Origin of the sequence: Pedobacter sp. AK017, from assembly GCF_014200825.1 — a bacterium.
Lineage (GTDB): Bacteria > Bacteroidota > Bacteroidia > Sphingobacteriales > Sphingobacteriaceae > Pedobacter > Pedobacter heparinus.
Map to the genome: position 1 here is coordinate 16005 of NZ_JACHCW010000021.1, position 12804 is coordinate 28808.

At 39.3% G+C, this 12804-nt stretch carries 9 protein-coding genes; 7 read left to right on the forward strand and 2 right to left on the reverse strand.

Going from position 1 to position 12804, the window contains the following annotated elements:
* Window positions 1-102 precede the first annotated feature (102 nt).
* From HDC92_RS22395 to HDC92_RS22415, 5 genes are all read left to right on the forward strand, one after another.
* Window positions 103-573, forward strand: coding sequence for a T9SS type A sorting domain-containing protein (locus HDC92_RS22395; protein WP_183877180.1), 471 nt, complete (start codon window positions 103-105; stop codon window positions 571-573).
* A gap of 19 nt (window positions 574-592) precedes the next feature.
* Entirely contained in the window at window positions 593-7054 is a 6462-nt protein-coding gene (locus HDC92_RS22400) for an FG-GAP-like repeat-containing protein (protein WP_183877181.1), read from the forward strand.
* Between the two features lie 2 nt (window positions 7055-7056).
* Window positions 7057-7461 carry a hypothetical protein gene (locus HDC92_RS22405; protein ID WP_183877182.1) on the forward strand — a complete coding sequence of 135 codons (405 nt, stop codon included), beginning with the start codon at window positions 7057-7059 and terminating at the stop codon, window positions 7459-7461.
* A 26-nt stretch (window positions 7462-7487) separates the two neighbouring features.
* Window positions 7488-8651 carry a type IX secretion system outer membrane channel protein PorV gene (gene porV / locus HDC92_RS22410; protein ID WP_255484649.1) on the forward strand — a complete coding sequence of 388 codons (1164 nt, stop codon included), beginning with the start codon at window positions 7488-7490 and terminating at the stop codon, window positions 8649-8651.
* Between the two features lie 99 nt (window positions 8652-8750).
* On the forward strand, window positions 8751-9314 hold the full coding sequence (locus tag HDC92_RS22415) for a hypothetical protein (RefSeq protein ID WP_183877184.1): 564 nt from the start codon (window positions 8751-8753) through the stop codon (window positions 9312-9314).
* A 45-nt stretch (window positions 9315-9359) separates the two neighbouring features.
* Here HDC92_RS22415 and cdaA read toward each other — a convergent pair whose 3' ends face one another.
* On the reverse strand, window positions 9360-10151 hold the full coding sequence (gene cdaA, locus HDC92_RS22420; RefSeq protein WP_015809464.1) for a diadenylate cyclase CdaA: 792 nt from the start codon (window positions 10149-10151) through the stop codon (window positions 9360-9362).
* A gap of 28 nt (window positions 10152-10179) precedes the next feature.
* The gene (folP, locus tag HDC92_RS22425) at window positions 10180-11037 is read right to left on the reverse strand and encodes a dihydropteroate synthase (protein ID WP_255484650.1); all 858 of its coding nucleotides are present in this window, start codon (window positions 11035-11037) and stop codon (window positions 10180-10182) included.
* Between the two features lie 72 nt (window positions 11038-11109).
* Here folP and HDC92_RS22430 point away from each other — a divergent pair, with 72 nt between their 5' ends.
* Both HDC92_RS22430 and HDC92_RS22435 read left to right on the forward strand, forming a co-directional pair.
* On the forward strand, window positions 11110-11652 hold the full coding sequence (locus tag HDC92_RS22430) for a DUF1599 domain-containing protein (RefSeq protein ID WP_183877186.1): 543 nt from the start codon (window positions 11110-11112) through the stop codon (window positions 11650-11652).
* Window positions 11652-12803, forward strand: coding sequence for a BT_3928 family protein (locus HDC92_RS22435; protein WP_183877187.1), 1152 nt, complete (start codon window positions 11652-11654; stop codon window positions 12801-12803). Before HDC92_RS22430 ends, HDC92_RS22435 begins: the two co-directional genes overlap by 1 nt.
* Window position 12804 lies beyond the last annotated feature (1 nt).

Sequence of the window (12804 nt, forward strand, 5' to 3'; positions counted from 1 at the left end):
TAAGCTATGGAATGTAAAAAAATAAAAAATAATTCTTGTTTTAATAATATTTACTATATTCAACTGTAATTTAGTATATTACCTTTAATTAACGCTCAAATCATGAATAAACTTTATCTTATTCTTGTATCATTGCTTATAGCAAGCTTTGCAAGTCCAGGGTTTGCCCAAAAATTAACTTTCAGCTATGATGCATCAGGAAATCAGATTGAAAGACGATGGGTCTGTGTAAATTGTCTAACCAATAACAACCAGGCTGCAGCACAAAAAATAGCCAACGACAGTAACATTGACCTCAAAAAGGGAGAGGACTTTAACGCAGGAAGAATCATAAAAGTATATCCCAATCCTGTTAGTGAGACCTTAAATGTTAATTGGCAAACACCAGAAAAGATATTCTTAAAAAGTATTGAGGTATTTGGTATGTCAGGAAACCGTGTGTTTCGTGCAACCTATGCGCCAGGACAGCTACAAGCGGAAATTCCCTTTAACCGGCTCCCTCCCGGAACCTATATCCTTATCGGATATTATTCCGATTCAAAAACACAATCTATCAAAGTTATCAAAATATGATCCTGTAATCCTCAACTAAATGAAACGCTATCTAACTCCTCTCTTATTTATTATCGGTATCCAAATTGCAACTGCACAGATTGATACCAATAAAAAAACGGTTGATACAACAAAAAAAGCTATTGAAATCTCGCAGGAGATAAAAGTAGTTACAGGAGCTAAGCCTCAGTTCAAATCGGACTCATCGGCGGCAAAAACCACTTTAAAAAAAACTCCTGGTTTAATCAAACCTCAATTGTCGACCTTATCCACAGGAACCATTGATGCAGGCCGAACTGCTGCTACATTAGATGTTTCTGCAAGTGGGGGTGCAACGTTTTCGGTGCCTTTTACCTTACCCCCAGGCTTGGGGAATGTCGTGCCGCAATTGGGATTAATTTATAATAGCCAATCCGGTTACGGTGCTGCCGGATATGGCTGGAACATTTCAGGCTTGTCAGCCATATCCAGAATTCTCTCAACTGTATTTCATGATGGACAGATAAGCGGAGTAAACTTTGATGAACATGACCGTTTTGCACTGGATGGTCAACGGCTGATATTAAAAAGCGGTACATATGGTGCTGATGGAGCGGAATATCAAACCGAAAACTATTCGAACACAAAGATTATTTCGCGTGGAGTATCCCCGTATGGTCAAAATTATGGCCCAGAATATTTTGAAGTAAACTTTGCAGATGGCTCCAAAGCTTACTATGGTCTCACCCCGAATTCCAGAACACCAGCAGACTACGCAGTTACCTACACCGAAAGTCCTTTAGGGGCCAGGATAAATTACCATTATGCGCCCAACGGCAACACTTTAAATATCTCACAAATTACCTATGGAACTTTAGGATCTGCCCCTGGGATCAATCAGATAAATTTTAACTATATAAGTGCCAACAGACATGAAAAAATTTATATGGGTGGGTTATCATTTTACAAGACTGATATCCTAAACAAAATATCTATAGTGGCAAATGGTATCAATTTCAGGCATTATGAACTTAATTTTGATGTCATGCCACTTCTTAATTATCAACGCCTGACCAGTATACAGGAGTCTGATGGCGGAGAAATCAAAGCTTTTGATCCTATTTATTTTACTTATGGAAGTACGGGAGATGTGATCACCAGCCATACGATTTCTAATTTGAGCGTTCAGGGGATTGCGAACAATAATTCTCAGGTTATTACTAGTGATTTTACTGGCAATGGTTCCATGGATTTTTTATTGTATCCAAATGCGAAGGATAAATTCTGGGCTTTTTATGATCTGGATCCGGGATCACCCTATATGCAATTGGGGTATCAAATAAATACCGGGTATTTTAGAGAACTTTTTCCAGCTACCTGGTTAACACACGACAATAAAATATTGGCAGGACAAGGGATGATTATAGCTAAAGATGCCCCAAATAATACTTATAAGTTTGAAATGTGGTCATCAGGTACGGTCGCTCCGGTTTATTATCAGTATGATAGGATTTGGAATAATGTCCCTCTAAGCCCAAATTATTGGGATGCATGTGAGAATAGATCTGTAGAAGGAAAACCCTTGAGATTTGATTTCATTTCAGGGGACTTTAATGGTGATGGGCTAACCGATGTGATCGCTATTAATGATCATAATGTAGTAACAAGCCGGATTGCCGCTGATTCTGTTAATAACTGGAATTGTACTGATGTTTACGGAAGTATGGGCTCATATGCTTATTTTATAAATATGGATAGGCGCTTAACATCAAATTATGTTATCAATTTGGGCGCATTTTATGAGACATACAGTGGTACCTACTTGGATAAGCTTTATACCGCTGATTTTAACGGAGACGGAAAAACCGATATTTTACATGTCACTCCTAATAACGTGATGTATGTTTATACAATGAACAATAATAACGTTTTAGAGCTTTTATGGCAAACATCGGACAGCAGGATTACCAATAACCAGCCTGCCCTGATAGGTGATTATAATGGAGATGGCAAAACGGATATCATGTTCTCTACTGGGAATAATTCACTGTTTGCAACTTTTATGTCGAACGGCAGTTCGTTTGAGAAATTTGAAAATTTTCAGCCTTTCAGCAATACTGCGGCAACCTGGGATGGCACTCCAGGAATTGAAAAACTGGATTCATATTACCTTATATCCAATGATATAGATGGGGATGGAAAAACAGATATCATATCTACCCACACCATTACCAGGAATAATAATGACTACGGCACAGCTAACATTACAGTTTACCATAATATCGCGGCACCAGGGACGCTAACTAGCTTTGTTGCCGGCTCTTCGGGCAGTCAATATACCAATTTGAACCATTATCCAATTCCGGTATTTTTAAATCCCGATAAGCCCAATCACAAGCTAGAATTTGGATTTATGAGTAACAGTAGCATTTCATTGTTTAAGTTCTCAAAAGATGCAAGGACGGAAACACAAATGACTACCATTTCACAGGATGGCGTTTATCACCAGATTGAGTATAAGCCATTAATGCCAAATCTGAATACAGGAGATATTCCATTATATCAGACAAGTTTGGATCAAACTTATCCTTACATAGATCTGCAGAGTGCCCCAAGTGTGAATGTAGTAAGCAAACTGACCAGATATTTTGAGAGTGAACAAGTGAGTCAAGTATTTGGCTATGGAAAGGCGGTAACGCATGCTGGGGGCTTGGGATTTTTAGGCTTTAGTGAGTCGATTCGTAGCAACTGGCATGTTGATGAAAGTGATGAGAATAGAATGTTTAATATCAGTATCAACAGTCCTGGATTAAGGGGTGCACCATTGAAAACGTTTACTACAAAAACTCCCTACATAAGTAGTACAATTGTTGCTGCACAGGGGATAAATGATGGGGGAACCTTAAGCGATTACATTAACAGAACGGATTATACCTACAACACCCAGTTGTTACCCAGTAAGGTATTTGTTAATGCAACGGAGTCTGTTAGCACGAAGGATTTGCTGAACCAGACGAATACTTTACAAACAATGGAGTTTGACGAATATTATAATACAACTAAAAGTACCAGCAATTTTGGTGGTTCTGGAACCAAAACCATTGAAGTTACTTATAACAACAACCCTGGTAGTGGATACTACATTGGAAGACCGCTAACATCAAAAAGTACACTAAATAATGGATCAGACAGTTTTACAAAGCTTGAAGAATATAGTTATATAGGGTTTTTACCCACTACAATAAAAAAGAAAACGAACAATACTCCATTTGACATAGAAAGTCTTGAATACGATATTTATGGAAATGTAACACAGAAAACGGTTACCGTGCCAGGTGGCGGTCAGCGGACGGTATCTATGGCGTATGATGCAACAGGAAGATTTATCGTTCAGACTGTAGATGTGGAAGGTTTGAGTACATCATTTATAAATGATTCGTCTTCAGGCAACACATTAAGTAAAACCAATCCTTTTAACCAAACAGAAACCTATATATACGATAGCTGGGGACGTTTATTAACTACCACAAATTATCTAGGTGTTAAGGCTTATCGATCTTATGTAAAAAGTTCCTATGATGCAGTTGTCACTGACAGTGACGATGAAGGTCGAAGCAAGATTCAGATAGTTAATAGTCTGGGTCAAATAGTTGAACGGCAAGAGAAAACCATTGATGGACAATATATTGGTGTTAGGATTCAGTATGATGTTTATGGCAGGCAGGTTGGTGAGAGCGAATTGCAACAGCAGGGGAATTATAATCAATGGAATTATACTGCGTATGATGAGTATGGTCGGGTGAACCAAACTACAACTTTTACAGGTAAAGTTACTAATTATAGCTATAATGGATCTACTGCAACCGTCAATGATGGTACAAAATCGGTTATAACAATCAGAAATCAATTAGGTCAAATTACTTCTTTACAAGATCCGGGTGGAACAGTCAACTATAGCTATTTTGCTAATGGTAATTTAAAAAGTTCAGACTTTGACGGTATTTCCCAAACTATTGAACAGGATGGATTTGGCCGGAAAATAAAGTTAACTGATCCATCGGCAGGTGTGTATCAATATGAGTATGATGGATTTGACCAGGTAACAAAAGAAATTACTCCAAAAGGGGTAACTGAATACACTTTTGATGGAACCGGAAAGGTAATACAAACGACAATAAGCGGTGACGATACTAATATGCAATATAGCTATATGTATCATCCAACCACGAAGTTACTTACATCAAAAAGCTTAATCAATGCTGATGGCAATAATTCGACCTCAACATATAATTACGATAGTTACAATCGATTAACTTCCAGAATAGAGGATAATCTTCATGCCCGTTTTTCCAGGACATACAGTTATGATACATATGGACGAGTCAATGCAGAAAGTAATGAAGCAAAAAATAAGTTGAATAATATAATAATTCAAAAAACTATTGAGTTTCAGTACCAAAATGGAGAGCTGCTCCAAACCACTCTGCAGGGTACTGGGCAGGTTCTGTGGAAAATACATTCATTAGATAGCAAAGGCCGATTGAGCGCAGCTTTACAAGGAAATGCATTAAAAACTACTTTTCAATACGATTCTTATGGCCTTCCACAACAGAGAACATTGGATCGGATATCGGGAACTGCTGCAAACCTGATGAACATTGGTTATAGTTTTAACAGCCAACGCGGCCTACTAAACAGTCGAAGCAACAGCGTCTTTGGTTGGAATGAGACCTTTGATTACGACAACCTTGACAGGTTAACCAATTTTAATGATAATAACGGGAATAATAGTCAGACATATGATGCACGTGGACGTATCACTTCTAATGATTTGGGCAATTACAGCTATAATGGTAACACTTACAAACAAAGTGAATTAGAATTGAGTTCTGCAGCTGACACATATTATCAGGCCAGGGTATTACAACAGATTAGCTATAATGCTTTCAAAAGCCCAGTTGAAATCATAGAAGATGGAAATGAAAGGATCAGCTTCCAATATAATGCTGAGTTGGGAAGGTCACATATGTACTACGGAGGTGACCAGACGGATAAAATGCTTCGTCGTTATCGTAGACATTATGCAGAAGACGGAAGCATGGAAATTACCAATGACCTCCAGAATGGCACTACGAGCTTTATATTCTACTTAAGTGGAGATGCATATACCGCACCGGCGATCTGGAAAGAAATACATTCTGCATCATCAGTTGTACAAAATTTATATTACCTACACCGTGATTATCTGGGCAGTATCGTAATGATTACTGACGACTCTGGAACGGTTATGGAAAATCGCCAGTTTGATGCCTGGGGTAATGTTGTAAAGCTGACCGATGGTAACGGAAATTCCCTTTCCGCTTTTTTAATTACAGACAGGGGCTTTACGGGACATGAACATTTATTTGGTGTTGGACTCATCCACATGAATGGAAGATTGTATGACTCAAAACTACATCGGTTTCTTTCACCAGATAACTATGTACAGGATCCTTACAATACTCAGAACTTTAACCGATTTGGTTATGTAATGAATAACCCATTGAAATATACAGATCCAAATGGGGAATTTATATTTACAGTACTTGCAGCAATCTTTGCGCCACCTCTGTTGCCTTGGGCAATTGGTGCTGATATAGGTATGTGGAGTGGTGGCAGCCTGGCGAATGGAACAATGAATCCCTTTAAATGGGATTATGGTTCTGGGAAAACCTGGGGCTACATGTTAGGTGGTGCTGTCAGTGGTGCTTTATCCGGGGGAGTCGGAAATTCAATATCTGCCGCTGGTGGAGCCTTCGCCAACACACTCGCAATAGTTGCAAGTTCTGGTATTAATAGCTTGGGTACATATTTTTACACAGGTGGAAAAACAGATATATCCGTAAGTTTTGGTGTAGGGAGTATCAATTTACTGACAGGAGAAATTGGGTTTTTAGGTAAAACAGGAAACTCATTGATGGAAAATATTGGATATGGACTTGGAGCAATAGCGAATGCGCAAGATATACTAGCTGGATTAAAACCTGGTAGTGCTCAAGTGCAAACTGAAAACGCAACTACGGAAGCAACAGCAGAGCTCCCCGGACAAAAAGATAAAATAGGCCATTTTCAGGTCCTAGATGAAAAAGGGACATCGTTAATTGATTTTGGACCGGCTAACGCATCAGAAGGGAGATATTTTGGATTCAGCGAGGCAAGAAATAATTGGACCGAATATGCTACTGCTGCATTACCCAATCCAACAAAACAAACCATTAATATTCCTGGAAATCTACATAATAAAGCTATTAATATAAAAGGTGTAAATATGGATCGCTTGACAAAAATTTCGAATAACTTGAAAAGCAATCCAGGCTCATACAATTTCTTATTAAATAGTTGTTCTTCTGTTGGCTCACGAGCGTTAGCAGCATCCGGTTACTTTGCAATTGGAGGTATTCATCCGTATTTTATCAGAGCGTCTATTCAGTTAAGACAACTTGGCCTTAGACCAAGTTTATATTCACATTTTTTAAACAATTAATTATGAAATACTTTTTGTTCATATATGGTTTGATTAGTTTATCTGGTTGTGCTTACCAACCTTTACTAAAAAGTAATATTAAAACTGTCCATATTTTATTTAAAGATAACCAAGAAAATTACAGTTACAAATTATATGATGATTCAGTCGTTAAATGGGATAAGAAAAATATTGGTATTAAACGGGCCCTAAGTAATAACAGAAATAGACTTCCATTGCTAAAAAAAGAAGGTCCGGATTATTTGGCGCATTTTTTTATAAACAAAAAAAACCATAAATACATGCCTATAAAGGTTCTGCCATTAAAAGAGTTTGGCTACATAGAAATGAATTCTAGTAAGGTTATTTTTTACGGTATTATGCGCGACGCATTGATTGACCTTACAAACGACAGGGTATATTATTAATAGCTCTCAAAATGAACAACGGATTTATGATACAAGTATTAACATTCTTGGTAGGAATGTTGATGCTAAGTAAAACATCTGCTCAATCTATCAAAGGCACTCAGATAGACGGGCGTCAACATAACAATATACTTACTGCAGTGCCTTTTCTGCTCATTATGCCACAAGCGCGATCTGGAGCAATGGGGAATGCAGGCGTTGCGCTTGATGCGAATGCTTCTGCTATTAATAATGCGGCAGTCGCATTTCTTCCTGAAGGGACGTGTGGAGCTTCAGTTACTTATAGCCCTTGGCTAAAGAGCCTCGTGCCAGACATGAGTTTGTCCTACTTGAGTGGTTATTACCGCCTTGATGACCGCAATACAATAGGGGCATCCTTGAGATATTTCTCTATAGGGAATGTCCAGTTTACTGACAATAATCAGCAGAGTATTGGTGTGTTCAATCCCAATGAACTGGCTTTTGACATCAGTTATGCGAGAAGCTTTGGTCCGGATTTTAGCTTGGGTGGGGCTGTGAGATATATACATTCAAATCTTTTTAGTGGACAGACAGTAGGCAGTGCGCAGGTTGAGGCTGGTAAGGCTATAGCGGTGGATATTTCAGGGCTTTATAAACGCGAAGGCCTGTTTTTTAATGAGCCTGTAATCTGGTCTGCAGGAATAAATCTCTCTAATATAGGGACTAAGATTGCTTATAGTGCCAGCAATGTTACTTACTTTCTTCCTGCTAATTTTCGAATTGGTGGAGCAGCCACTTTTCTTCGAAATGATAACCGTTTCATTGTTGCGCTTGATCTTGACAAACTAATGGTGCCTACACAACCAATTTATGATCAGGATGCCAAGATAAGTAAAGGAAAAGATCCTAACAGGTCGGTTCCTGCGGGTATCATTGGTTCTTTTACCGATGCTCCTGGAGGATTTTCTGAAGAATTGAAGGAAATCAATATTTCAACCGGAGTAGAATACAGTTATAAAAATACTTTTGCCTTAAGGGCCGGTTACAATTATCAAAGCCCAGAAAAGGGGAATAGTACTTACTTTACTTTGGGCGCTGGGTTTAAATATAATGTGTTGTCTTTTGATCTGGCCTATCTGGCAGGTTCAACAACCAATAACCCTATGGCCAATACCTTAAGAGTAGGGATTCAAGCCCGGTTTGGGCAGAAATTAGACCAGCAAAAATAATACGGTTTCAGAAACCATAATTGAATAATGCAGAATTGAGCAGATCACATATGTATTACGGTGGCGAAGAGACAGATTTAATCCAACAATTAGATTTTAATGAAAAAATTACTAATGCTTTTTGTAGTGCTTAATCTATTAAGCTGCATAAAGGAGAAAAATAGTAAGCGTTATTACTATTTACCAATGGACGATGCTGTAGACATGGGTTTTCCATTTGGATCTATCGTTTATAAATCCACTCAGAAAAACTCATTTGAAGATATATTGATATATTCCGATGTGGAGCAATATGAGTCAGACAGCAGATATATTTTGGTAGAGCAAAGACCTAATAGAAAATTAATGGATAAAAACATTAAGGATGATTTGAGCTTCTGGAGCAACTACTATGTGGAGAATAAAAAAGATACTGTAATTAACGTATTTGGTGATAAGATGTCAATTAAACATATTAATAACTTGCTTACAACGCTTAGCGAAGATAATTTACAGCGTGTAAGCGATAGCATAGTGAAAAACAATGCTTCGCTCAAAAGCATCTTTAAAAATAAATTAAACTACTATTTAATTGATAAAAAGAGTGACTCTTTGTATGGTCCAATGAACAAAGATGAACTTTCGAAAATTAGGGCAAGGAAAGGTGTAACATTAACTTTTTGATAAAGGATGAAAACATTAAATAGAATTTAAATTGTCTTCGGCATTTTAAAAATCTTTGTTCAGCAATTTTTCCAGCTCTCCAAAAGAAACATTCATCCTTACCCGTCCCTGCTTGGCGTAGGCAATCTCACCGGTCTCCTCAGAGATGATCACCGCAACAGCATCTGTAGTTTCCGATACGCCAATACCGGCCCTGTGCCTTAAGCCAAACTGTGGTGGCAATTTATCATTGTCCGTCAGTGGTAAAATACAGCTGGCACTTTTAATCTTATTTTCGGCAATCACCACCGCCCCATCATGCAGCGGGCTGTATTTCTGAAAAATGCTTTCCAGTAAGCGTTTGGAAATTTTAGAATCTATAATTTCGCAGCTGTTCGCAAAAAGCTGGTCGTCATAAAATTTAACAAAAACGATCAGCGCACCCGTTCTTGATTTTTTCATGCTTTTGCAGGCATCAATAACAGGCTTAATCCTGATCAGGTTGTTTTGTTCTATATTCTTACTGCCAAAGAGATAACCCCACCAGGCCTTGTTCTGCTGTAAAAAAGTGTTCTTACCAATAAGGAGCAGGAAACGCCTGATCTCGGGCTGGAAAATGATGATCAGTGCAATGATCCCTACACTCATAAACTGGTTAATAATGCTCGACAGCAGGTTCATGTGCAGGGCATCTACCACCCAGTGGATCACCAGGATAATCACCATACCCAATAAAAGATTTACAGCAAGTGTATTTTTGATCAGGTTATAGATATAATAAATGATCAGCGCGACAAGAATAATGTCTACCGCATCGGTAAAAGATACCTTCAGGAAATCGAAATCCAAGCTTTTCATTTATGCCAAGTTAGGAATTTTAACCATATTATTGTTCCAGTGTTTTATGAACAAGGGCAATGCATTCGGCAGCAGCTTTTACATCATGCACCCTTAAAATGTTAGCCCCCTTTAGTAAGGCCATGGTATTTAATACTGTTGTCCCGTTTAAGGCCCCTTCAGGCCCTTCGCCCAGAAATTTATAGATCATAGATTTTCTGGAAAGCCCGGCCAAAACTGGTAGTTCAAAAATATCCAGTTCCTGCAGCCTTTGCATTACAAGGTAATTCTGGTCAAGGGTTTTTGCAAAACCGAAGCCCGGATCAAGGATGATGTCTTTAACACCCAGCTTTTTAAGCCGGGATACCTTATCTGAAAAATAGTCCAGCATTTCCGGCAACAGGTATTGATAAGAGGTATTTTGCTGCATGGTTTTTGGCGTACCCCGCATGTGCATGATAATGTAAGGTACGCCCAGCTCTGCCACCGTTTCAAACATGGCTTCATCCATACTACCGGCCGATATGTCGTTAATGAGGTATGCGCCAGCTTCAATAGCGGCTTTTGCAACCTCTGCCCGGAAAGTGTCGATAGAAAGCAATGCTTCCGGAAAGGCTGCGGCAATGGCTTCAACAGCGGCGACTACTTTTTCCTTTTCTTCCTGTGCAGGCACATCAGCGGCCCCTGGCCTGGAAGAATAAGCCCCAATGTCAATAAACTGCCCACCCTCTTTCAGAATAATTTCAGCGCGCTCTAAAGCCTGCTCTACTGTAGCTGTGCGGCTCTTGCTGTAAAAGGAATCTGTTGTAAGATTCAGGATGCCCATTACAGCCGGAGGTCTTAGATCGACCAGTTTACCCCCCAGGTTTAGTGTTGTCTTTCGGTTTAAAAATGTATCTTTAGCCATTGTTTCCATGCAAACTTAGATAAAAAAATGCTTGTGTAGGAAAATAGGATTGAACTAAATATTATTATTGTTTTGGCAACAAATACAGCTCAGGAATTTGATTCGGTAATAGCGGTTTGTAAATCGCTCTTTTTAAAAAAAACTAAAGACTACGGTACAGCCTGGCGCATTTTACGCCCGGCCTCTATAACAGACCAGATCTTTATCAAAGCCCAGCGCATCCGTACTCTGGAAGAAAAAAAGATCTCTAAAGTAGGGGAGGACATTAGCTCAGAATATATCGGTATCATCAATTATTGTATCATCGCAATGATGCAGCTGGAACTGGATGAAAATGCCCCGCTTGAGCTGGAGCTTTCAGTGGTAGAGGCCTCCTACAACCAAAAGGTAGAAGAAACCAAGGCCCTGATGTTCAACAAAAATCACGATTATGGCGAGGCCTGGCGTGACATGCGCATCAGCTCCTTAACCGATCTGATTCTGATGAAGATCCTGAGAGTAAAGCAGATTGAAGACAATATGGGGTATACACTGGCCTCTGAAGGGGTAAATGCCAATTACCAGGACATGTTAAACTATTCTGTTTTTGCACTGATAAAACTGGGGGTTCGATAATGAGGAAAATTGCATTTAACATTTCGAAAATTATTGTTGGTGTCCTTTTCATCTTTTCAGGACTCATTAAGGCAAATGATCCCCTGGGCTTTGGCTATAAGTTACAGGAATACTTTGATGTGTTCCATATGTCCTTTCTGGGGGGCATGGCAACCGGTATAGCTATTTTGCTTTGCGTATTGGAAATTGTACTGGGGGCCTTGCTGCTGTTGGGTTTCTGGGCTAAAAAGGTAACTGCGGGTTTATTGGCCATCATCATCTTTTTTACCTTTTTAACCTTTGTATCTGCAGCCTTTAAAGTCGTAACTTCCTGCGGATGTTTTGGTGATGCCATCCCTTTAACCCCATGGCAGTCCTTTTCCAAAGACCTCGTTTTACTGGTACTGATCATTTACCTGTTCGTTAACCGCAACCTGATCCAGCCCATAGTGGTGGACCCTAAGGTGCAGCAGATACTGCTTGCTGTTGTACTGCTTGCCTCTACCGGCTTTGGTATCTTTACCTACAGTACCTTACCGGTTTTAGATTTTCTGCCGTACAAAATAGGGGCAAACATCCCTGAACTGATGAAGATCCCTGAAGGGGCCAAAGGCGACGAATATGCCATCATGTACAATATGCACAATAAAAAGACAGGGGAGAAGAAAGTGATGAGTGATAAAGATTACCTGAAAACCGAGATCTGGAAGGACGAGAACTGGGAAATTACAGGCGATCCAGATAAAGTACTGGTAAAAAAAGGCTACGAACCTAAAATAAAAGATCTGCAGATCAGCGATGCCTCCGGAACGGATTATACCAAAGAGCTGATAGAGAACCCCTATTATAACTTCATCATTGTGGCCTATAACCTGAACGAAACCAATGACGGGGCCATAGCCGAATTCAACGCCCTGGCCCTGAATGCTGCTGAACAGTACAACATCAGAACTGTATTGCTAACCTCCAGTTCTGCCAGTGATGCCGCAGTTTTCAGCAAGCAGATGAAGTTGTTTGCCGAGGTTTTTTATGCCGATGCGGTACCCTTAAAAAGTATGGTCAGGTCTAACCCGGGCGTATTGCTGCTAAAAAATGGTGTGGTCATTAACAAATGGCATTACCATACTATGCCCTCTTTTGATAAATTAGCTGAAAAATATTTTAACAAATAAT

Excerpts from the sequence above, each read along its gene's own strand:
- HDC92_RS22405 (WP_183877182.1), top strand. The coding sequence starts at position 7,057 with ATGAAATACTTTTTGTTCATATATGGTTTGATTAGTTTATCTGGTTGT.
- HDC92_RS22415 (WP_183877184.1), top strand. The coding sequence starts at position 8,751 with ATGAAAAAATTACTAATGCTTTTTGTAGTGCTTAATCTATTAAGCTGC.
- HDC92_RS22395 (WP_183877180.1), top strand. The coding sequence starts at position 103 with ATGAATAAACTTTATCTTATTCTTGTATCATTGCTTATAGCAAGCTTT.
- folP (WP_255484650.1), bottom strand. The coding sequence starts at position 11,037 with ATGGCTAAAGATACATTTTTAAACCGAAAGACAACACTAAACCTGGGG.
- porV (WP_255484649.1), top strand. The coding sequence starts at position 7,488 with ATGATACAAGTATTAACATTCTTGGTAGGAATGTTGATGCTAAGTAAA.
- cdaA (WP_015809464.1), bottom strand. The coding sequence starts at position 10,151 with ATGAAAAGCTTGGATTTCGATTTCCTGAAGGTATCTTTTACCGATGCG.
- HDC92_RS22400 (WP_183877181.1), top strand. The coding sequence starts at position 593 with ATGAAACGCTATCTAACTCCTCTCTTATTTATTATCGGTATCCAAATT.
- HDC92_RS22435 (WP_183877187.1), top strand. The coding sequence starts at position 11,652 with ATGAGGAAAATTGCATTTAACATTTCGAAAATTATTGTTGGTGTCCTT.